Here is a 20,550-nt window from a genome sequence, read left to right as displayed (position 1 = left end):
CCGCCGGCCGCCGCGCCAAAACCCGAGCGCCGCGCGGCCTGCCGGCCGGCCGCTGCCTGTCCTGTGGCGGACTGCGTCAGTACAAAGGCCTCCTTATCATCGACGCCCATGTACCAAGCCCTCCGCCCCTCCCGCAGCGAATTCGTGCCCGTGCGCAACCTCAGCTACCACGTGCGGCTGTGGGGCCAGCCTTCCGACAAACGCCCGCCGCTGGTGCTGGTGCACGGCTGGATGGACGTGGCGGCGTCGTGGCAGTTCGTGGTCGACGCGATGGAGGAAGACCGCTTCATCATCGCCCCCGACTGGCGCGGCTTCGGCCTCACCGACGGCGGCGGCGTCGACAACTACTGGCTCGCCGACTACCTCGCGGACCTCGAATGGCTGCTCGACCACTACGCGGGCGAAGGCCTGGATGGGGAAGGCGCCCGGCAGATCGACCTCGTCGGCCACAGCATGGGCGGCAACGTCGCCATGCACTACGCCGGCGTGCGGCCGCAGCGCATCCGCCGCCTGGTCAACCTCGAAGGCTTCGGCATGCCCGCGCGCAAGCCCGACGAAGCGCCCGCGCGCTACGGCCAGTGGATCGACGAGCTCAAGCGCCTGCACCGCGGCGAAATGGCGCTGGCCGGCTACTCGGCCGTGGACGGCGTGGCCCGCCGCCTCATGAAGACCAATCCGCGCCTGACGCCCGACAAGGCCGCCTGGCTCGCAAGCCACTGGTCGGTGAACCACGCGCAGCCCGACGGCAGCGAGCGCTGGCAGATCCTGGGCGAGGCGGCACACAAGATCGTCAATGCCCACATCTTCCGCGTCGACGAGACGCTGGCGCTCTACTCGCGCATCACCGCGCCGCTGTTGATGGTCGAGGCATCGGACGACAGCCTGCACGGCTGGTGGAAGAACCGCTACACGCTCGACGAATTCCACGAGCGGCTGAAATCGGTGGGCAACGCGCGCATCGAGCGGCTCGAAGACGCGGGCCACATGCTGCACCACGACCAGCCGCGGATCGTCGCGCGGATGATCGAGGCGTTTCTCGCGGCCTGATCAGCCGCGCCGGGGCTCGCTGTCCAGGCTGGCCATCTGCGCAGCCGCATAGCGGTCGCCGGCGGCAGCGCCCTTCGGCACCGCGCGTTCGATGGCGGCGAAGTCGTCGGCTCCCAGCTTCACGCTCGACGCACCGAGTGCCTCGTCGAGCCGCGTGCGCCGGCGCGCGCCGATCAGCGGGACGATGTCGTCGCCTTGCGCCGCCACCCATGCGATGGCGATCTGCGCGACGCTCACGCCCTTTGCGTCGGCGATCTTGCGCAGCGCCTCGACCAGCGCAAGGTTGCGCTCCACGTTCTCGCCCTGGAAGCGCGGGCTGTGCGCGCGGAAGTCCTTCTCGCCCGCGCTGTCCTTCGTCCAGTGCCCGCTGATGAGGCCACGCGACAGCACGCCGTAGGCGGTGATGCCGATGCCCAGCTCGCGGCAGGTGGCGAGGATTTCGTCCTCGATGCCGCGCGAGATCAGCGAATACTCGATCTGCAGGTCGCACACCGGATGCACGGCCGCCGCCTTGCGGATCGTCTGCGGGCCCACTTCCGACAGGCCGATGTGGCGCACGTAGCCCGCCTTCACCAGGTCGGCGATGGCGCCGATGGTCTCCTCGATCGGCACGTTCGGGTCGAGCCGCGCCGGGCGGTAGATGTCGATGTGGTCCACGCCCAGGCGCTGCAGGGAGTAGGTGGCGAAGTTCTTCACCGCCGCCGGCCGCGCGTCGTAGCCGACCCAGCCGCCGGCCGGGTCGCGCATGGCGCCGAACTTGACGCTGACCAGCGCCGCGTCGCGCTGCGAGGGCTTCAGGCCCTTCAGCGCCTCGCCGATCAGCATTTCGTTGTGGCCGCTGCCGTAGAAATCGCCGGTGTCGAGCAGCGTGATGCCCGCGTCCATGGCGGCGTGGATGGTGGCGATGCTTTCGGCGCGGTCGGAGGGGCCGTACATGCCCGACATGCCCATGCAGCCGAGGCCGATGGCGGAAACTTTGGGGCCGGTTGCACCGAGCTGGAGTGTGTTCATCGAAGCGTTCCTTTCAGAGGGGCCGGACGCGATGGCGAGCGGCATGGCGGTAGTCTGGAAGCAAAGATGCCGTTCGATAATCCGTCCAGCCCTGCACGGGTTGTGCGGGAAAACGCACAATCGCGCCATGAACGAACCAGAGCTCTCCGACCTGGGCGCCTTCGTGGCCGTCACCCGTGCGCGCAGTTTCCGGGGCGCTGCCGCACTGCGCGGCGTGTCGCCCTCCTCGCTCAGCGAGGCCATGCGCAGGCTCGAGGCGCAGCTGGGCGTGCGCCTGCTGAACCGCACCACGCGCAGCGTGACGCCCACCGAAGCGGGCCAGCGCCTGCTCGACCGCATCTCGCCCGCGCTGGACGACATCGCCGGCGCGCTCGACACGCTCAACAGCTTTCGCGACAGCCCCACCGGCACGCTGCGCCTGAACGTGCCGACCATCGTGGCGCAGCGCGTGCTGCCGCCGCTTGCCAGCCGCTTCCTGCGCACGCACCCGGGCATCACGCTGGAGATCACGACCAACGACACCTTCATCGACGTGCTCGCGGCGGGCTTCGACGCCGGCATCCGCTATGACGAGAGCATCGCCCGCGACATGATCGCCGTGCCCCTGGGCCCGCGCACACAGCGCTTCGTGGCCGCGGCATCGCCGGGCTATCTCGCCCAGCACGGCGTGCCCAGGCACCCGACCGATCTGCTGCGCCACGCCTGCATCGGCCACCGCTTTCCCAGCGGCGTGCTCGCGGCCTGGGGCTTCGTGCGCAAGGGCAAGACGGTGAAGATCACGCCGAGCGGACCGCTGATCGCGTCGGCGCTCGACCTCGAACTGAATGCCGCCGAGTCGGGCCTCGGCGTGATCTACACCTTCGACGAGTACCTGCGCCCCTCCATCGACCGGGGCACGCTCGCGCCGGTGCTGGAGGACTGGTGGCAGAGCTTCTCGGGGCCGTTCCTGTACTACCCGAGCCGCACGCACATGCCGGCGCCGCTGCGGGCTTTCGCCGATTTCCTGAAGGCCGAAGGCCAGTCCGGCTGATGTCCGCCGGATATTTGCCCAGCGGATAACCAAGCGCGCGAATCTTCGTTCGCGCGGCGCTCACCGCGTCCTAGAGTGCGCAGCTCCCTTTGCCGTCCCCTGGAGTTGTCGTCATGCCTTCCTCTTCGCGCGCGCCGTCGTGGCTGCGCCGCTTCGCCCCGCTGCTCGGCAGCCTCGCCCTGAGCCTGGCGGCGCAGCTTTCCGCCCACGCCGCCGACCTGCGCGTGGGCTTCATGCCCGGCCCGTACCGCGATGCCTTCACGAACGGCATCGAGCCCCAGCTGAAGAAGCTGGGCTACACCGTCAAGTACGTCGAGTTCAGCCAGGGCGTGCAGCCCAACGACGCGGTGGAGCGCGGGCAGATCGACGCCAACATCTTCCAGCACACGCTGTACCTCAACGCCACCAACAGGCAGCAGGGCTTCGACCTCGTGCCGGTGGTGCATGTGCCGACCCCGCCGATGGGCCTCTACTCGCAGCGCCACAAGTCGCTCGACACCGTGCCCGACGGCGCAACGGTCACGCTGCCATCCGACCCGGTGAACGCGGCGCGCGCGCTCAACATCCTCGCGGGCATCGGCTGGGTGACGCTCAAGCCGGGCGTGAGCCCGATCTCGGTGTCGGAGCGCGACATCGTCGCCAACCCCAAGCGCCTGAAGCTGGTGCCGCTCGAAGCCGCGCAGGCCCCGCGCTCGCTGGCCGACGCCGACATCGCCGCCGTGCAGGGCAACTTCGCCATCGCGTCGGGCCTGAAGCTCACCGAGGCGCTGAAGCTGGAGAACATGACGCTGCCCTACGTGAACGTGGTCGCCGTCAAGCGCAGCAACGAGAGCGCGAAATTCGCGCAGGACATCGCGGCGGCCTACCAGTCGCCCGAATTCCAGCGCTTCTTCAGGGCCAACCCGGCATGGGCCGGCTACCGGCTGCCCGACTACTTCTCGCAATGAGCCTTTCGAACAACAAGACCGCGCTGCGGCAGCTGCACCTCAACGTCAACATCCTGCATTCGGGCTTCGTGCCCTCGGCGTGGCGCCTGCCGCAGAGCGATCCGTGGGCCTTCGCCGACATCCAGCACTACATCCGCACCGCGCAGATCGCCGAGGCCGGCAAGCTCGACGCGGTGTTCCTCGCGGACAACGCGGCCATCGTCGACCAGATCCACTTCCGCCCGATCACCGCGCTGGAGCCGACGGTGCTGCTGGCCTGCGTGGCCGCGGCCACCACGCACATCGGCCTGATCGCCACCGCCTCGACCAGCTACAACGAGCCCTACAACATCGCCCGCCGCTTCGCCACGCTCGACCATGTGAGCAGTGGCCGCGCCGGCTGGAACGTGGTGACCACGGCCGACCTGCCCTCGGCGCGCAACTTCGGCCTCGACGCCACGCCCGACCACGCGAAGCGCTACGCGCGCGCCTCCGAGTTCACCGACGTGGTGAAGGCGCTGTGGGACAGCTGGGAGGACGATGCCTTCGTCGGCGACAAGGCCTCCGGCAGCTTCATCGACACCGCCAAGGTGCACGCCATCGCGCACCGCGGCGAACACTTCGCGGTGCAGGGTCCGCTGAACCTGCCGCGCTCGCCGCAGGGGCACCCGGTGCTGGTGCAGGCAGGGGCGTCGGCGGACGGACGTGAGCTGGCGTCGCGCCACGCGGAGGCGGTGTTCTCCGCCTCGCAGTCCTTCGAGGAATCGCTGGCATACGCTCGAGCACTGAAGACCCGCGCCGCCGAACTGGGCCGAGGCCCCGACGCGGTGAAGGTGCTCGCGGGCCTGACCACCATCGTCGGCGCCACCGAGGCCGAGGCGCGCCGCCGCCGCGACGAACTGGTCGATCTGATCCCGTGGGACTACAGCCTCACGCGCATCGCCGGCACGCTCGGCATCACGCCCGACCGCCTGAAGCTCGACGAGCGCCTGCCCGACAACCTGCCGCTGCCCGCCAATGGCAACGGCAACCACACCTTCTTCAACGCCGTGGTCGCGGCCGGGCGCACGCACGGCTACACGGTGCGCCAGCTGATCCGCGAACTCGCGGGCGGCGGGGGGCACCGCGTGATCGTCGGCACGCCGGAGCAGATCGCGGACGACATCGAGCGCTGGTTCAGGGCCGGCGCGGCGGACGGCTTCAACCTGATGCCTGACGCGCTGCCGCACGGGCTGCAGGATTTCGTCGACGGGGTGGTGCCGATCCTGCAGAAGCGCGGGATCTTCCGCACGGAATATGAGGGGCGCACGCTGCGCGATCACCTGGGGCTGACGCGGCCTGCCGGGCGGACGGCGCAGCGGCTGGCCGCCTGAATAGATAAAGGTAAAGGGCGCAAAGAAAAAAGGCCGCGGTTCACGCGGCCTCTTGTTCTTCTTGCGTCATCACTCCTCGTCGGCGTCGTTGCCCGTGAGCGACAGCACTTCCTCGACGAAGGCTTCGAACAGCGGCAGCGACGCCGGCAGCCCCTCCAGCGACTCAGCCTCGCCCGCATCGAAGAAATGCGGCTTGCCCGCCGGCACCGAAGCCCACTCGCCCGCCTCCAGAAGCAGGCCGAGGTAGCCGTCATCGGTCGGCAGATAGAAGAGCCCAGCGCTCTCGAGCACGCGCTGCCCCTTCTTCCTGCCGCGCCCCCAGCTCACGCCCTGCCCGGCCAGGCGTTCGGTGATCCAGCCGTCGCACACGTGTGTGTCGCGCCAGCTTCCCTGGGCATCGAATACGGCCAGAACGGGCATGGGGAGTCCTTTTCTCGAAGAAGGATGAAGGAAAGGAAGGATTACTGCAGGAAACCGGGCTTGGCGTAACCCTGGAATTTGCTGTCAACCACCGCCTTGAACTCCTTCGAGCGGTAGGCATCGGCGATGTCCTTGGCCCACTGGGTGTTCTTGTCGGCGGTCTTCACGGCGACCACATTCAGGTAGTAGTCGGGCGTCTTTTCGAGCACCACGGCCTCGGTGAGCTTCAGGCCCGAGGAGATCGCGAAGTTGCCGTTGACGATGGCGTACTCGGTGTCGCCGAGCGAGCGCGGCAGCTGGGCGGCCTCGAGCGGAATGAACTTCAGCTTCTTCGGGTTCTCGGCCACGTCCTTCTCGGTAGCGCGCAGCGGGTCGATGCCGGTCTTCAGCGTGAGCAGCTTGTTCTGCTCCAGCAGCACCAGCGCGCGGGCCAGGTTGCTCGGGTCGTTCGGCAGCGTCACGCGGTCGCCTTCCTTCACATCGGCCAGCGTCTTGCGTTTGGTCGAGTACACGCCCATGGGCGCGATCGGGCCCTGCACCAGTTCGGCGAGGTCGAGCTTCTGGTCGGCCGCGAACTTCTTCAGATAGACCTGATGCTGGAAGAAGTTGGCGTCCAGCGAGCCCTGGGCCAGCGCGAGGTTGGGCTGCACGTAGTCGTTGAACTCGACCAGCTTCACCTTGTAGCCCTTCTTCTCGAGGATGGGCACGATGCCCTGCTTGAGCTGGTCGGCGTTGGAGCCGGCGGTGCCGCCGATTACCAGGTTCTTCTTGGCGGGGTCTTGCGCATGGGCCTGCAGCGAGAGGCCGCCCAGGGAAAGGGCTGCCAGCGACAGGGCGAGAACGGAACGGCGCAGGAAAACGGTCTTCATGAGATTGGAAAAGCTGGAAGGGAAAAAGTGAGAGATCAACGCTTGTCGAGCCTGCGTGCCGTGGCGTTGCCGGCGAATTGCAGGATCTGTACCAGCACCACGAGCAGCGCCACGGTGAGCACCATCACGTCGGTCTGGAAACGGTAGTAGCCGTAGCGGATGGCCAGGTCGCCGATGCCGCCGCCGCCCACCACGCCGGCCACCGCCGAATAGGAAAGGAAGCTCACGGCGAGCACGGTCAGCGCCAGCACCAGGCCCGAGCGGGCCTCCACCAGCAGCACGCGCCAGACGATCTGCAGCTCGGTCGCGCCCATGGCGTGGGCGGCCTCGATCACGCCGCGCGGCACTTCGCGCAGGCACTGGTCGACCAGCCGCGCCAGGTAGGGAATGGCCGCGAACGACAGCGGCACCGCGGCCGCCAAAGGCCCGATGGAGGTGCCCGCGATCACCCGCGTGAACGGCACCAGCGCCACCAGCAGGATGATGAAAGGGAACGAGCGCACCGTGTTCACCAGCCAGTTGAGCACCAGGAACGCCGGCTTGTTCTCCAGCGACTGCCCCGGCCCCAGCAGGAACAGCAGGATGCCCAGCGGCCCGCCGATCAGCACGGCGGCCGAGAGGCCGATGGCCAGCATCATGAAGGTCTGCCCGGTGGCGACCCACAGCTCGGGGAGGATGGGGGCGATGTTCTCAAACATAGGCCAGCTCCTGCGCGCCGAACTGGGCCGACGGCCGCGCCGGGTGCGATTCGCGCGCCTCGCGCTCGCGGCGGCGCACCAGCTCGTCGATCTCGCGGCCCAGCGCGGTCTTGCGCTCGGCCTCGCCGGCCGCATCGACCGCGAACTGCTCCACCAGCCGGCCCTTCTCGAGAATGGCCACGTTGCGGCACAGCACTTCCACCACCGACAGCTCGTGCGTGACGATCACGATGGTCACGCCGATCTTCTGGTTGATGTCGCGCAGCGTCTCCAGCAGCGAGCGCGTGGTTTCGGAGTCGAGCGCCGAGGTGGGCTCGTCGCACAGCAGCACCTGCGGGCGCGGCGCCAGCGCGCGGGCGATGGCCACGCGCTGCTTCTGCCCGCCGGAGAGCTGGGCCGGGTAGGTGTCGATCTTCTCGGCCAGGCCGACCAGGGCCAGGCACTCGCGCACGCGCGCGTCGATCTCGGCCTTGGAATGGCGGCCGTGGATCTTCAGCGGGAAGGCCACGTTGTCGAACACCGTGGCGTTCTGCAGCAGGTTGAACTGCTGGAAGATCATGCCGATGTTCTGGCGCGTGTCCCGCAACTCGCTGCGCGAGAGCGTGGTGAGGTCGCGCCGCCGACGAAGACGCGGCCCGCGTCGGGCCGCTCCAGCAGGTTGATGAGGCGCAGAAGCGTCGACTTGCCGGCGCCGCTCTTGCCGATCAGGCCGAACACGTCGCCCTGCTGGATGTCGAGCGACAGCGAATGCACGGCGTCGAACGCTTCGCCGCTGGGCAAGGCGAAGGATTTCTGCACCGATTGGAGACGGATGACTGGCGCCGCGTGATCGCGGCGGCCCTGGTCAGGCGTAGGGTGGGTCATGGAGAAGAAGCGCGGCCCGCGCGGGTGGCGCAGGTCGCGTAGGTTCGAAAAAAGGTGCCGAGTATGAAAAGAAACGCAGCGAAAGGGAACGAACAAAAAGGATGCTGTTTATACGAATAGGCACATAAGAGAAGTACGTGACGGGCGCGACACGCCATATCGATATGCAGATTGGTTCGTTCCCTTCCGCGGCCGGCAATGCCACATTCGCGCCTTCGTTTTTTTCGATCCGCGCAAGCACATGCATACCAATTTCCGCCGCCGCACCTTCGCCCTCGCCACCCTGGCTGCCGCCCTCTTCGCAGGCTCCGGCGCCTTCGCGCAGGACAAGAACAACATCAAGGTCGGCGTCTCCGTCGGCAACGGCGAGCAGATCTTCGAGGTGGTCAAGAAGGTCGCCGCCAAGGACGGCCTGAACATCCAGGTGGTCGTGTTCAACGACTACCAGCTGCCCAACGCCGCGCTGGCCTCGGGCGACCTCGACGCCAACGCCTTCCAGCACCAGCCATTCCTGGACAACCAGAACAAGGCGCGCGGCTTCGACATCGTGCCGGTGGGCCTGACCATCACCGCGCCGCTGGGCTTCTACTCGCGCAAGATCAAGTCCATCGACCAGCTGCCCGACGGCGCCACGGTCGGCATCCAGAACGACCCGTCCAACGGCAACCGCGCCCTGCTGCTGCTGCAATCGGCCGGTCTCATCACGCTGAAGCCGGAGGCGGTGAAGAACAACACGGCCACGCCGCTGGACGTGGTCACCAACCCGAAAAAGCTGAAGCTGGTGGCGCTCGACGCCGCCCAGCTGCCGCGCTCGCTGGACGACCTGACCATCGCCTCCATCAACAACGACTACGCCGAGAAGGCCGGCCTGTCTCTGAACAAGGATGCGGTGATCAAGGAATCGCCCAAGAGCCCCTACGCCAACCTGATCGCCGTGCGCCGCGCCGACAGGGACAAGCCCTGGGCGAAGCGCCTGGTGGTGGCCTACCAGTCGCCCGAGGTGAAGAGCTTCATCGAGACGCAGTTCAAGGGCTCGCTGGTTCCGGCGTTCTGACGACTCTTGCTCCCTCCCCCGCTGGGGGAGGGCCGGGGGTGGGGCAAGCGGCGCTCGCATGGGACGCCCTGCCCGCCCCATCCCAGCCTTCCCCCAGAGGGGGAAGGAGCAATACGGGGGCCTCCTCGGTGGAAGACCGGAGCATGAGAAAATGCCCGGTTTCCCCGAACACAGTCAGGACACCCCATGGACGCAGAACAGATCAACCAAATCGGCGCGATGCTCGCGGACCTGAGCGCCCGCACGGTCGATTTACGGAGGTATCTTTGACTACGATGCCAAGGCCGAACGTCTGAGGACGGTCAACGCATCGCTCGAAGATCCCAACGTCTGGAACGACCCGAAGAAGGCCCAGGAGCTGGGCAAGGAAAAGAAGTCGCTCGACGACGTGGTCGTCACGCTCGACCGGCTCACCAGCGGCCTGTCGGACAACACCGAGCTGTACGAGATGTCTAAGGAAGACGGCGACATCGCCGGCCTGCAGGCCATCTCCGATGACGCAGCCACGCTCGAAGCCGACATCAAGCAGCTCGAATTCCGCCGGATGTTCAACAACCCGGCCGACCCGCTGAACGCCTTCATCGACATCCAGGCCGGCGCCGGCGGCACCGAGGCCTGCGACTGGGCCAGCATGCTGCTGCGCCAGTACACGAAGTACGCCGAGCGCAAGGGCTTCAAGGCCCAGCTGGAAGACGAAACCCCCGGCGACACCGCCGGCATCAAGAGCGCCACCATCAAGGTGGAAGGCGACTACGCCTTCGGCCTGCTGCGCACCGAGACCGGCGTGCACCGACTGGTGCGCAAGTCGCCCTTCGACTCCTCGGGTGGCCGCCACACCAGCTTCGCCAGCATCTTCGTGTACCCGGAGATCGACGACTCCATCGAGATCGAGATCAACCCGGCCGACGTGCGCACCGACACCTTCCGCGCCAGCGGCGCCGGCGGCCAGCACATCAACAAGACCGACTCGGCCGTGCGCCTGACGCACATCCCGACCGGCATCGTGGTCCAGTGCCAGGACGGCCGCAGCCAGCACAGCAACCGCGACGTGGCCTGGAAGCGCCTGCGTTCGCGCCTGTACGACCACGAGATGCGCAAGCGCCAGGAAGAACAGCAGAAGCTCGAAGACAGCAAGACCGACGTGGGCTGGGGCCACCAGATCCGCAGCTACGTGCTGGACAACAGCCGCATCAAGGACCTGCGCACCAACGTCGAAGTCTCGGCCACGCAGAAGGTGCTCGACGGCGACCTCGACGTGTTCATCGAGGCCTCCCTCAAGCAGGGCGTGTGATACCGATGAGCCTGCAAAGCCTGAAGGGTGGCAAGGTCGAAGCCTTCATCTTCGACATGGACGGCACCATGATCGACTCCATGCCCTGGCATGCGCGGTCGTGGGTCGAGTTTGCGCACAACCACGGCGTGAAGCTCGACGTGAGCGAGATTCTTGCGCGCACCACCGGCCGCACCGGCACGGAGAGCATGCGCGAATTGTTCGAGCGCGAGCTTTCCGACGAAGAGTGCCAGGCCATGGTGCACGAGAAGGAAGAGATCTATCGAGCCCTTTTCCACGACAACTTCACCGAAGTCGCAGGCTTCACGGCCTTTGCCAAGGCAGCGGTTGCACACGGCCTGAAGGTGGCGGTCGGCACGGCCGGCGACAGGCACAACATCGAGTTCGCCATGTCGCGCCTGAAGATGGACCCGCTGCCGCTGGCCATCGTGGGCGGCGACGAGGGCTTCTCGGGCAAGCCCACGCCCGCCATCTTCCTGGAGGCCGCGCGCCGCATCGGCGTTGCGCCCGAGCGCTGCATCGTCTTCGAAGACGCGCCCTTCGGCATCGAAGCCGCCCGCCGCGGCGGCATGCGCGCCGTGGCCGTGTGCAGCACCCATTCCGCCGCCGAGCTTGCCGGCCCCCATGTGATCGCCGCGGTTCGCGACTACGACGAACTCGCCCATTCAAATTTTTTGGAGACCCTCGATGCTGCAGCGTGACGCCCAAGGGCAACCCATCGCCATCCGCCGCGAAGACTACGCGGCCCCGGCCTATTGGATCGACACTGTCGACCTGACCTTCGACCTCGACCCCGCCAAGACCCGCGTGCTCAACCGCATGCAGATGCGCCGCAACCCCGAGGTGCCGGTGCAGCCGCTGCGCCTGGACGGCGACGAGCTGAACCTGGCGCGCGTGCTGGTCAACGGCCAGGGCGCCTCGTTCCGCATGGAGGGCGAGCAGCTCGTCATCGACGGCCTGCCCGACGCTTTCGAACTCGAGATCTTCACCACCTGCTGCCCCATCAAGAACACCAAGCTGATGGGCCTGTTCGTGAGCGAGGACACCTTCTTCACGCAGTGCGAGGCCGAGGGCTTCCGCCGCATCACCTATTTCCTCGACCGCCCGGACGTGATGGCGAGCTACACCGTCACCCTGCGTGCCTCGAAGGCGGCCTACCCGGTACTGCTGTCGAACGGCAACCTCGTCGAACAGGGCGAGCTGCCCGAGGGCCGCCATTTCGCCAAGTGGGTCGACCCGTTCAAGAAGCCCAGCTACCTGTTCGCGCTGGTGGCGGGCAAGCTGGTGGCGCGCGAGCAGCGCATCAAGGCGCGCAGCGGCAAGGAGCACCTGCTGCAGGTGTACGTGCGCGCCGGCGACCTCGACAAGACCGAGCACGCGATGAACTCGCTCATCAACTCGGTGCTGTGGGACGAGGCCCGCTTCGGCCTGCCGCTGGACCTCGACCGCTTCATGATCGTCGCCACCAGCGACTTCAACATGGGCGCCATGGAGAACAAGGGCCTGAACATCTTCAACACGAAGTACGTTCTGGCCAACCAGGCCACCGCCACCGACGCCGACTACAGCAACATCGAGAGCGTGGTCGGCCACGAGTACTTCCACAACTGGAGCGGCGACCGCGTGACCTGCCGCGACTGGTTCCAGCTCTCGCTGAAAGAGGGCCTCACCGTCTTCCGCGACCAGGAATTCAGCCAGGACCTGTGCGCCGACGCATCGGCGCGCGCCGTCAAGCGCATCGAAGACGTTCGCGTGCTGCGCACCGCCCAGTTCCCCGAGGACGCGGGCCCCATGGCCCACCCGGTGCGCCCCGACAGCTACATCGAGATCAGCAACTTCTACACCGTCACCATCTACGAGAAGGGTGCCGAGGTGGTGCGCATGATGCAGACGCTGGTCGGTCGCAAGGGCTTCGAGAAGGGCATCACGCTCTACTTCGAGCGCCACGACGGCCAGGCCGTGACTTGCGACGACTTCGCGCAGGCCATCGCCGACGCCAACCCCGAATCGGAACTCGCCCGCCTGCTGCCCCAGTTCAAGCGCTGGTACAGCCAGGCCGGCACGCCGCGCCTCGCCGCCCATGGCGTGTACGACGCGCAGAACCGCAGCTACACCCTGAGCGTGGTGCAGAGCTGCCCGCCCACGCCCGGCCAGCCAACCAAGGAACCCTTCGTCATTCCGCTGAACGTGGGCCTGCTCGACGCGAGCAGCGGCCGCGAGCTGCCGCTGCAGCTGGAAGGCGAGAGCGAAGCAACGCACGGCACGCGCACCGTGGTGCTGTCGCGCGCCGGTGAGCAGATCACCTTCACGGGCCTCGACGCGGAGCCGGTGCCGTCCATCCTGCGCGGCTTCAGCGCGCCGGTGATCCTCGACTTCGAGTACACCGACGCCCAGCTGCTCACCCTTCTGGCCAACGACCCCGACCCGTTCAATCGCTGGGAAGCCGGCCAGCGCCTGGGCCTGCGCGCCGCGCTGAACGGCATTGCCGCCCTGGCCACCGACACCACGCCGGTGCTGAACGACGCGTACATCGACGCCATGCGCAGCGTGCTGCGCAACCCGCAGCTCGACGCCGCCTTCAAGGAACTGGTGCTCACGCTGCCGTCGGAAACCTACATCGCCGAGCAGCTCGACGTGGTCGACCCGCAGCGCGTGCACCTGGTGCGCGAAGCCATGCGCGCCCAGCTGGCCACCGCCCTCTTTGCCGACTGGCAGTGGGCCTATGAAGAAAACCACGACACCGGCGCCTACAGCCCCGACCCGACCTCCTCGGGCCGCCGCGCGCTGGCCGGCATGGCGCTGAACTTCCTGTGCCTGGCGGCGCGCGCTTCTGGCGACGTGGTGTGGCCTGGCAAGACGCTGCAGCGCTTCAAGGATGCGGGCAACATGACCGACCGCTTCAACGCGCTCAACGCGCTGGTGTCGTCGGGCCACACGCTGGCGGCACAGGCGCTCGCGCGCTTCCACGCCATCTTCAAGGACGAGGCGCTGGTCATCGACAAGTGGTTCTCGCTGCAGGCCGGCGCACCCGACCGCGGCGGCGACATCCTGCCGCTGGTGAAGCAGCTGATGAAGCACCCCGACTTCTCGCTGAAGAACCCGAACCGCGCGCGCAGCGTGATCTTCAGCTACTGCAGCGCCAACCCCGGCGCCTTCCACCGCCCCGACGCAGCCGGCTACGTGTTCTGGAGCGAACGCGTGATCGAGCTCGACGCCATCAACCCGCAGGTCGCCGCCCGCCTCGCGCGCGCACTCGACCGCTGGAGCAAGCTGGCCGAGCCCTACCGCAGCGCCGCGCGCGAGGCGATCGCCCGCGTGGCGGCCAAGCCGGACCTGAGCAAGGACACCCACGAAGTGGTGACCCGCGCTCTTGCTGGCAACTGAAGCAGAAAACCCGAACCCGGAAAACACATGGCTCAAAAGATTTCCCTCACCCGCTACCTCGTCGAACAACAGCGCGCCGACGGCCTCATTCCCGGCCAGTTGCGCCTGCTGCTCGAAGTGGTCGCGCGCGCCTGCAAGAGCATCAGCCAGGCCGTCAACAAGGGCGCGCTGGGCGGCGTGCTCGGCACGGCCGAGAGCGAGAACGTGCAGGGCGAGATCCAGAAGAAGCTGGACATCATCGCCAACGAAGTGCTCATCGAGGCCAACGAATGGGGCGGCCACCTCGCGGCCATGGCCAGCGAGGAAATGGACAGCATCTACGTGGTGCCCAACCGCTACCCGCAGGGCGAATACCTGCTCATGTTCGACCCGCTCGACGGCAGCAGCAACATCGACGTGAACGTCAGCATCGGCACCATCTTCAGCGTGCTGAAGAAGCCCGACGACCACCCCGGCGTGCAGGAAGCCGACTTCCTGCAGGCAGGCACCCAGCAGGTGGCCGCCGGCTACTGCATCTACGGCCCGCAGACCACCCTGGTGCTGACCGTGGGCAACGGCGTGGCCATGTTCACCCTCGACCGCGAACAGGGCAGCTTCGTGCTGACGCAGGAAGACATCCAGATTCCGCCCGACACCAAGGAATTCGCGATCAACATGAGCAACATGCGCCACTGGGACGAGCCCGTGAAGCGCTACATCGACGAATGCCTGGCCGGCAAGGAAGGCCCGCGCGGCAAGGACTTCAACATGCGCTGGATCGCCAGCATGGTGGCCGACGTGCACCGTATCCTGATGCGCGGCGGCGTCTTCATGTACCCCTGGGACAAGCGCGAGCCCGAAAAGGCCGGCAAGCTGCGCCTGATGTACGAGGCCAACCCGATGAGCTGGCTGGTCGAGCAGGCCGGCGGCGCCGCCACCAACGGCAAGCAGCGAATCCTGGACCTGCAGCCCACCAAACTGCACGAGCGCGTGAGCGTGATGTTGGGTTCTAGAAACGAAGTTGAGCGTTTGACGCAGTACCACGCAAAGAAGGCCTGATTTCTTGGCTATAATCTGAGGCTTCGCCGGTGTAGCTCAGTCGGTAGAGCAGCTCATTCGTAATGAGAAGGTCGGGTGTTCGATTCATCTCTCCGGCACCAATTAAAAGCCCGCTATCCAAAAGGTAGCGGGCTTTTTCCGTTATGCGGAATTCAGGAAGGCCATTCGGCCAGCAGCTCCCCAACGCGCTCTGGCGAGTTGTAGCCAGCCTGAATCAATATTTCAGCGATATCTCGCCCGCAGATAAACACGATCGGATGGCGGTCGTCGCGCACCTCCTCGTAGGCTTGCTTGGCGATCAATGAGGTGGTGACTAGGATGCCGAACTGACGGTGCCGAATCCGGGAGATCAGGCGAGCGACCTCGCGCACACCGACCGTGTTCGCCGCCACAGCTTCGGACGCCGGGCGATAGCACTTCGCCTCCAAAGCGAACTCAGCATAGACCGGGTCACCGCTTAGCCCGAGCAAGTACCTGCCGACCGCATCCCGCCCTCCATCGACACTGCCCCGGGTGATCTCGTCGATGATCACTCGCCGGTCCGAGAGCTGATAGATCCGGGCAGCAAAGGACTCGAACGCGTGCGGCGAAGCTTTGAAATGGTTCCATACCTGCTCCAGGATCGCAGCCTTGAGAGCGGTGTCCGGGCGCTGCTCGCTTTCAGTTCGAATCACTTTCGTGGGTTCTGAGGTCAGGGGCATGTAGACCCCCGTCTTGATCCACGAACTCCACGCGTTGGGCGCATTTGCCAACGCTCCCCCCTGGGGACGAAAGGCTATCGATCCACGTGCGCGAGACTGTTGCCGCATTGAGAACCGTGAAAACGGAGCGGTAGTTTTGGAATCGCTCCCCTGCGGTTGTCTTCCAGACGGCCACCAGATCCTCTGTCATGGGAAGACCTGGAAACCCCGGGGCGGCAAGACCCTTAAACTGAACAGACCGATTGCTCTTCGCAGTCGGGGACTTGGTAAAGACCAAGAACGGCGGCACCTCCGCCCTCTTCGCCGCGTCTCCATGTGCATTCTCGAAGGCTGCCTTCAAAAGAAGATTGCCGCGTCGCGTGGTGTCATGAAGATCATGTCCCGGCGTGCGGTTGTCGCCGTAGTAAATGAACTGACCGGTGTTCAGGTCTAAGCGGTCGGGCCAGTCGCCTTCTTCACCGCTCGAATACAGAACGACGAACTTCTTCTTCAAGCCCGGGCCCGATGCCCTGAATCCGCCTTGATTGCCCGCTCCTGGAAGCAGTTTGGCGATCGGATCACTGCTGGTATTGGCGGCACTGCCCCCTTCATAAATCGCGTCTACGACAAGGTCGGCGGTCGGCAAGTCGTCGAAGCTGAATATGCGGGTCATCTCGAGGCAGGGGCTGAGACAGATTGATCACAGATGCGCGGACGATATGCGCCCGCGCATTAATTTAACAATCTTGAAACAACTGCGCCTAACTCACAAGGCCGATGCCCGGTGGAACGAGGTGCCGCCACCCCACCTGGGCTACATTGGTTTCATAGAACCTCGCCCGAAATTTGCTGCCGACTTCGTATCGCCTCCTACCGCATCGAACGGATACGCCGGGGCATGAAAGGTATGGAGGACGCTACGGCAACAGCGGCGACGACAAAGTCGCGCGCCTTCGGCCGCTGGCCGCCCGCCAGCGGCCGATTTCTCATTAAGCCTTCGGCATATCCGCCGCATTGATCTGCTTCAGCAGTTCTTGAGAGAGTTGTGCCGCATCGTCAGCCAAGTCTGCGGCGATCCACATAACGCGGTCTCGGTGCGTCGCTCCGATCGCGTCGAACCAATCGCATCCGTCCCCGTAGCAACACTTCAGCAGAGATTGCAATTGGGACAACTTTTTCTCAAGAAGATCAGCCGCGTCGGATGAGGCGATTGCGCCGTGGGAGGTGGGCGCGTCTTGCCCGGCGATAATTTGATCAGCCATTTGATGTGCTTGCTTTCCAAAGTACGTGCACGTTGATTGGTCAGACGGCCATGGTGTTAGCGCACCTTGCCGTCGCCTTTTGTGCCTCACATCGACATCGCTGCGGTGTGCATCGATGTCCCGCCGTGAGGCGCGGCGGTCGTTCAAATGTATGGGAGAACCTTGCTGGCGGGGGACTCCATGCAGTGAACAAATTGGGGATCGCGCCGACTTTGCGCAAATGACTACGATCGTTGCGGGGTTGGCGCTCAGGTCTTGATCTGCCTGGCATTGCCCATTCCCACCAAACGCAAAAAGGCCCGCCATCGAAACGATGGCGGGCCTTTGATTGCAGGCATCCAAATGAATTACGAGCCCGCTTCACTCAACCACCTGGCAACCAGTGCAGGCACCACGTCCGTCGCCCTGCCCTGCAGGAAGGTGAAGCCGCGCGGCACCTCTTCCATGTCGAGCGCGACAAGCACTTTCTCGGCATTGCGGTCCGCGTACCGCACGAGCGACGCCGCCGGATAGACCGTGAGCGAGGTGCCCACCACCAACACGCGCGCCGCGGTGGCCACGTGCTCCTCGGCCTCCTCGAAGTGCTGCACCGCCTCGCCGAACCACACGATGTCGGGCCGCAGCTGGGTGCCGTCTTCGCAGAGTTGCCCCATGGCAATGGGATTTCCGTCGATGCGATAGCGCTTCGGCTCGGGCTCCGAGGTGCCCCGCGCGTAGGCGAGTTGCCCGTGCAGATGCACCACGTTGCGCGACCCGGCACGCTCATGCAGTGCGTCGACGTTCTGCGTGACGATCACGACTTCGTATGCCGCCTCGAGCGATGCGATGGCAGCGTGCGCGGCATTCGGCTGTGCCTGCCATGCCTTCTCGCGCCGCTCGTTGTAGAAGGCCAGCACCGCCTCCGGGTGCCGCTGCCAGCCTTCGGGGCTGGCGAGTTCCTGCCACGAGTAGCTGTTCCACAGCCCCTTGGCATCGCGGAACGTGGGCAGGCCACTCTCGGCGCTCACGCCGGAGCCCGAGAGCACGACGATCTTGTTCGGCTTGACCTTGGGTTTCATGCTTCGGTGCTCCTTCTGCGTGGCTGTCGTTGAATTGTGGCTCCCCGAACACGGATCGAACGTGTGACCTGCGCATTAACAGTGCGCCGCATCTACCAGCTGAGCTACCGGGGAAAGATTGGTTGAAGGATGTGTATGGAGGCGCGCCCCGGAGTCGAACCGGGCTGGACGGATTTGCAATCCGCTGCACTGCCGCTTTGCTATCGCGCCGGAATCGAGCCTGATGATGGCGTTGGTGGTGGATCGTCTTCGAGTCGAACCAAGTATTCCCGAAGGAGACGGGGTTACAGCCCGCTGCAGTCGCCAGTGCTGCTCACGATCCATCGAAGAGAAAAGTCGATCGATGAGTGGCGTTCCGCAGGGGAGTCGAACCCCTGGCTTCCTCCTGGACAGGGAGGCACTCTGGCCACTGAGTTAGCGGAACGAAAAAGAGAAAAATGAAAAGCTGGCAAGCCCTCAAGGATTCGAACCTTGGATCCCGGGATCAAAACCCGGTGCCTTGGACCACTAGGCGAAGGGCCCGCAAAAAGATTGGCGCGCGCGGAAGGATTCGAACCTTCAACCGTTGGGTTTGGAGTCCAGTGCTCTGCCAGTTGAGCTACACACGCACAAGAGAAAGCGAAAAAGAAGAGATGGTCTGAGTGGCAGGATTTGAACCTGCAGCCTCCTGCTTCCAAGGCAGGCCGTCTACCAGATTGACACTACACCCAGAGAAATTGGTGCCCCAGGGGAGACTCGAACTCCCAGAATTCCGCTTCTAAGGCGGACACGTCTACCAGTTGCGTCACCGGGGCTGAAAAGAAAATGTTTGTGGCTGCTACCGCGAATTTTTAAGGAGCACTCACAAGGCTCGAACCCTGTGCGGGCAGCACGATCGCTGCTCGTGAACGAATGGCATGAAAACGAAGCGGCCCGGAACCTCGCGGTGTCCGGGCCTCTTCTGTTCGAGAGAGAGCTTGGGAGGTCTGCGCCTATGCGCGTCCTCCACCCGGTTGCACCTGATCCTGGTAATCGCACGGCCACAGATTGGCCCGCGGGTTGGACATCGGATACGGGAGTTGATTGAGTTGCTGCTGCAGCAGCGGCTGCAGGCCGAGACCATCGTGCGAAGCGACGCGCACGAACACGTTGCCGGATGCGGGGCAAGTGCTGTAGATGCGGATCGTTGCGGCTTTCACGTTGGGTCCTGTTGGCGTTGAGTGGGATGGACTGTAAATAGTCTTTACACAATCGTCAACTGCTTGGACAAACTTTTTTCAAGCACCGTTGCAGCAAGCGCCGGACAACGACGCCTTGAATGCGACGACGAATGCCGTGTAGCCCTAAGCACTGTCTGTGGGCTTCAACAGGGCATCCGCAATCAATGACGGCCGTACAGGCGTCATGCGCTCATGGAGTTGAATGTCAGTCGCAGAACGCTGCGAGCCCCATGCCCTGTGCCTTCGCCTGGGTCAAGATCGCGTGTATCGACTTGAAAGCCGCGATCTGCGCGTGTTGGGCGCCAGCTTCAGGGGCGTTGGCAGTGAATACCTCGAGCATGGTCACGACCTGCTCGGCGCGCAGCAGCGAATCGTCGAAGTAGTCGAGGTTTACGCCTTTCCGGACACATCTGTCGAAGAGAGCCGCGATTGAGCAATGCGCATCCAGATCGACAGAGCCCGCAAGCTCAAGGCCACGCGGGTCTTTCGGCAAGTGCCTGCAGGTCGATTCGACGAAGTAGAGGTCCAGCATTCGGCACTCTATCGAGGCATCCGCTTCGCCAGTTCGGCGCAGGTCAGGCCCAGGCCGTCGGCGTGCGTTGCCAACGGCATGCCAAGCTTATTTTCCAGGCTCTCGAGCCATTGGAAGAAGCCGACGGTGTGCGCTTCGTCGGCCTCGGTCATCTCGAAGATTCCGTTGCTTGCATGCGATCGCTGGACGAGCTCGATGAGCGAGATGAACGAAGCCAGATCCGTCGCGATGTCGGTGGTGTCCAGCGCGCGTATAGCGCGGATCAGGCCCAGCTCTTCCTGCAGCGGCATCTCGGTCGGCTGCGCCGTCCAATACGCCAACAGTTTGCCGAGGGCCGTCGTGGTCATGGCACCACCGTGTACTTGAGATCCCTGTGCTTGACCTTGACTACCGAGTTCGTGAAGACGATCTCGTGACTGAGAAAGCCGTCCTCGAGCACCAGCATTTCATCGATGAGCCAATCGCCGTGGGAGCGGTCGCCAGCGGGCCAATCGCTCTTTGTTTTCTCGACCGCATAAGACTGCACGTCGCGATAGTGCAGCGTGATGCGATTCCCATGCGCTCCGGCCAGTTGCATCTCGATGTCATTCGCCCGGAAGTCGCCGTCCTCGAACTCTCGTACGAGCAACTGCTCCAGCCTGGCATCGTGCGGGCATCGCTCGTCCCGATGCTCATAGTGCCACGCTGCCCTCATGAATTCGAGAGCGTCCGTCGGCACCAGGCTGCTTACCTGCCGTACATAGGCCGGATAAGCGGAGCTGTCCATGGAGTAGCCGTCGCTGGTTTCACTGAACTTGATAATTTTCATGGTGCT

21 protein-coding genes, 8 tRNA genes and 1 pseudogene are annotated in these 20,550 nt (G+C 65.1%); 10 read left to right on the top strand and 20 right to left on the bottom strand.

The window, feature by feature from the left end:
- Positions 1-108 precede the first annotated feature (108 nt).
- Positions 109-1,047 carry an alpha/beta fold hydrolase gene (locus tag ACAM57_RS09335; protein ID WP_369661456.1) on the top strand — a complete coding sequence of 313 codons (939 nt, stop codon included), beginning with the start codon at positions 109-111 and terminating at the stop codon, positions 1,045-1,047.
- Here the strand turns inward: ACAM57_RS09335 and ACAM57_RS09330 are convergent, their stop codons facing one another.
- Complete coding sequence (locus ACAM57_RS09330; RefSeq protein WP_369661455.1) at positions 1,048-2,058, bottom strand: aldo/keto reductase; 1,011 nt, start codon at positions 2,056-2,058, stop codon at positions 1,048-1,050.
- A 127-nt stretch (positions 2,059-2,185) separates the two neighbouring features.
- Here ACAM57_RS09330 and ACAM57_RS09325 point away from each other — a divergent pair, with 127 nt between their 5' ends.
- The 3 genes from ACAM57_RS09325 to ACAM57_RS09315 all read left to right on the top strand — a co-directional run bounded on the left by ACAM57_RS09325 (position 2,186) and on the right by ACAM57_RS09315 (position 5,387).
- Positions 2,186-3,088 carry a LysR family transcriptional regulator gene (locus ACAM57_RS09325; RefSeq protein WP_369661454.1) on the top strand — a complete coding sequence of 301 codons (903 nt, stop codon included), beginning with the start codon at positions 2,186-2,188 and terminating at the stop codon, positions 3,086-3,088.
- Positions 3,089-3,201: 113 nt separating this feature from the next.
- A complete protein-coding gene (locus ACAM57_RS09320) occupies positions 3,202-4,035 on the top strand; it encodes a MetQ/NlpA family ABC transporter substrate-binding protein (protein WP_369661453.1) in 834 nt (277 codons plus the stop codon).
- Entirely contained in the window at positions 4,032-5,387 is a 1,356-nt protein-coding gene (locus ACAM57_RS09315; RefSeq protein ID WP_369661452.1) for an LLM class flavin-dependent oxidoreductase, read from the top strand. Before ACAM57_RS09320 ends, ACAM57_RS09315 begins: the two co-directional genes overlap by 4 nt.
- A 69-nt stretch (positions 5,388-5,456) precedes the next feature.
- Here ACAM57_RS09315 and ACAM57_RS09310 read toward each other — a convergent pair whose 3' ends face one another.
- The 4 genes and pseudogenes from ACAM57_RS09310 to ACAM57_RS09295 all read right to left on the bottom strand — a co-directional run bounded on the left by ACAM57_RS09310 (position 5,457) and on the right by ACAM57_RS09295 (position 8,238).
- Positions 5,457-5,807: a hypothetical protein gene (locus ACAM57_RS09310; RefSeq protein ID WP_369661451.1), complete on the bottom strand. Its 351-nt coding sequence runs from the start codon at positions 5,805-5,807 to the stop codon at positions 5,457-5,459.
- 41 nt (positions 5,808-5,848) lie between these two features.
- On the bottom strand, positions 5,849-6,676 hold the full coding sequence (locus ACAM57_RS09305) for a MetQ/NlpA family ABC transporter substrate-binding protein (protein WP_126025252.1): 828 nt from the start codon (positions 6,674-6,676) through the stop codon (positions 5,849-5,851).
- Positions 6,677-6,711: 35 nt separating this feature from the next.
- Positions 6,712-7,374, bottom strand: a complete 663-nt coding sequence (locus ACAM57_RS09300) for a methionine ABC transporter permease (RefSeq protein ID WP_093200265.1) — start codon at positions 7,372-7,374, stop codon at positions 6,712-6,714.
- A pseudogene (locus ACAM57_RS09295) lies at positions 7,367-8,238 on the bottom strand (methionine ABC transporter ATP-binding protein). The gene ACAM57_RS09300 and the pseudogene ACAM57_RS09295 overlap by 8 nt, the downstream one beginning before the upstream one ends.
- Positions 8,239-8,479: 241 nt before the next feature.
- Between ACAM57_RS09295 and ACAM57_RS09290 the strand changes: the two are divergent.
- The 6 genes from ACAM57_RS09290 to ACAM57_RS09265 all read left to right on the top strand — a co-directional run bounded on the left by ACAM57_RS09290 (position 8,480) and on the right by ACAM57_RS09265 (position 15,106).
- Entirely contained in the window at positions 8,480-9,292 is an 813-nt protein-coding gene (locus tag ACAM57_RS09290) for a MetQ/NlpA family ABC transporter substrate-binding protein (RefSeq protein ID WP_369661450.1), read from the top strand.
- A gap of 186 nt (positions 9,293-9,478) precedes the next feature.
- A protein-coding gene (prfB, locus tag ACAM57_RS09285) for a peptide chain release factor 2 (RefSeq protein WP_126025249.1) occupies positions 9,479-10,583 on the top strand; the annotation gives its coding sequence in 2 pieces (ribosomal slippage) (positions 9,479-9,559 and positions 9,561-10,583; 1,104 coding nt in all).
- A 5-nt stretch (positions 10,584-10,588) separates the two neighbouring features.
- Positions 10,589-11,284, top strand: coding sequence for an HAD family hydrolase (locus ACAM57_RS09280; RefSeq protein WP_369661449.1), 696 nt, complete (start codon positions 10,589-10,591; stop codon positions 11,282-11,284).
- Positions 11,271-13,967, top strand: a complete 2,697-nt coding sequence (gene pepN, locus ACAM57_RS09275) for an aminopeptidase N (protein WP_369661448.1) — start codon at positions 11,271-11,273, stop codon at positions 13,965-13,967. Before ACAM57_RS09280 ends, pepN begins: the two co-directional genes overlap by 14 nt.
- 27 nt (positions 13,968-13,994) lie before the next feature.
- Complete coding sequence (locus ACAM57_RS09270; protein WP_369661447.1) at positions 13,995-15,005, top strand: class 1 fructose-bisphosphatase; 1,011 nt, start codon at positions 13,995-13,997, stop codon at positions 15,003-15,005.
- Positions 15,006-15,030: 25 nt separating this feature from the next.
- Positions 15,031-15,106: transfer RNA gene (locus ACAM57_RS09265), tRNA-Thr, on the top strand.
- Between the two features lie 51 nt (positions 15,107-15,157).
- Here ACAM57_RS09265 and ACAM57_RS09260 read toward each other — a convergent pair.
- The 15 genes from ACAM57_RS09260 to ACAM57_RS09190 all read right to left on the bottom strand — a co-directional run bounded on the left by ACAM57_RS09260 (position 15,158) and on the right by ACAM57_RS09190 (position 20,544).
- Entirely contained in the window at positions 15,158-15,706 is a 549-nt protein-coding gene (locus tag ACAM57_RS09260; RefSeq protein ID WP_369661446.1) for a restriction endonuclease, read from the bottom strand.
- Positions 15,666-16,358: a hypothetical protein gene (locus tag ACAM57_RS09255; protein WP_369661445.1), complete on the bottom strand. Its 693-nt coding sequence runs from the start codon at positions 16,356-16,358 to the stop codon at positions 15,666-15,668. The genes ACAM57_RS09260 and ACAM57_RS09255 overlap by 41 nt, the downstream gene beginning before the upstream one ends.
- Positions 16,359-16,674: 316 nt before the next feature.
- Positions 16,675-16,947 carry a hypothetical protein gene (locus ACAM57_RS09250; protein WP_369661444.1) on the bottom strand — a complete coding sequence of 91 codons (273 nt, stop codon included), beginning with the start codon at positions 16,945-16,947 and terminating at the stop codon, positions 16,675-16,677.
- 347 nt (positions 16,948-17,294) lie between these two features.
- Complete coding sequence (locus ACAM57_RS09245; protein ID WP_369661443.1) at positions 17,295-18,005, bottom strand: NAD-dependent deacetylase; 711 nt, start codon at positions 18,003-18,005, stop codon at positions 17,295-17,297.
- Between the two features lie 37 nt (positions 18,006-18,042).
- A tRNA-Asn gene (locus tag ACAM57_RS09240) sits at positions 18,043-18,119 on the bottom strand.
- A 22-nt stretch (positions 18,120-18,141) separates the two neighbouring features.
- Positions 18,142-18,215: transfer RNA gene (locus tag ACAM57_RS09235), tRNA-Cys, on the bottom strand.
- Positions 18,216-18,353: 138 nt separating this feature from the next.
- Positions 18,354-18,429, bottom strand: a tRNA-Asp gene (locus ACAM57_RS09230).
- Between the two features lie 22 nt (positions 18,430-18,451).
- Positions 18,452-18,527 (bottom strand) — tRNA-Gln (locus tag ACAM57_RS09225).
- A 10-nt stretch (positions 18,528-18,537) separates the two neighbouring features.
- A tRNA-Trp gene (locus ACAM57_RS09220) sits at positions 18,538-18,613 on the bottom strand.
- Positions 18,614-18,638: 25 nt separating this feature from the next.
- Positions 18,639-18,716, bottom strand: a tRNA-Pro gene (locus ACAM57_RS09215).
- 6 nt (positions 18,717-18,722) lie between these two features.
- Positions 18,723-18,799: transfer RNA gene (locus ACAM57_RS09210), tRNA-Leu, on the bottom strand.
- A gap of 177 nt (positions 18,800-18,976) precedes the next feature.
- Positions 18,977-19,183 (bottom strand): hypothetical protein, encoded by a 207-nt coding sequence (locus ACAM57_RS09205; protein ID WP_184641658.1) that lies wholly within the window; start codon positions 19,181-19,183, stop codon positions 18,977-18,979.
- Positions 19,184-19,409: 226 nt separating this feature from the next.
- A complete protein-coding gene (locus tag ACAM57_RS09200; protein ID WP_184641657.1) occupies positions 19,410-19,736 on the bottom strand; it encodes a hypothetical protein in 327 nt (108 codons plus the stop codon).
- Between the two features lie 8 nt (positions 19,737-19,744).
- Positions 19,745-20,083 carry a hypothetical protein gene (locus ACAM57_RS09195; RefSeq protein ID WP_369661442.1) on the bottom strand — a complete coding sequence of 113 codons (339 nt, stop codon included), beginning with the start codon at positions 20,081-20,083 and terminating at the stop codon, positions 19,745-19,747.
- The gene (locus tag ACAM57_RS09190; RefSeq protein ID WP_184641655.1) at positions 20,080-20,544 is read right to left on the bottom strand and encodes a hypothetical protein; all 465 of its coding nucleotides are present in this window, start codon (positions 20,542-20,544) and stop codon (positions 20,080-20,082) included. Before ACAM57_RS09190 ends, ACAM57_RS09195 begins: the two co-directional genes overlap by 4 nt.
- Between the last annotated feature and the right edge of the window lie 6 nt (positions 20,545-20,550).

Origin of the sequence: Variovorax sp. V15 (assembly GCF_041154425.1) — a bacterium.
GTDB lineage: Bacteria > Pseudomonadota > Gammaproteobacteria > Burkholderiales > Burkholderiaceae_C > Variovorax > Variovorax guangxiensis.
Note: the sequence above shows the minus strand (reverse complement) of the source record. Positions and strands in the feature narration are given on the sequence as shown.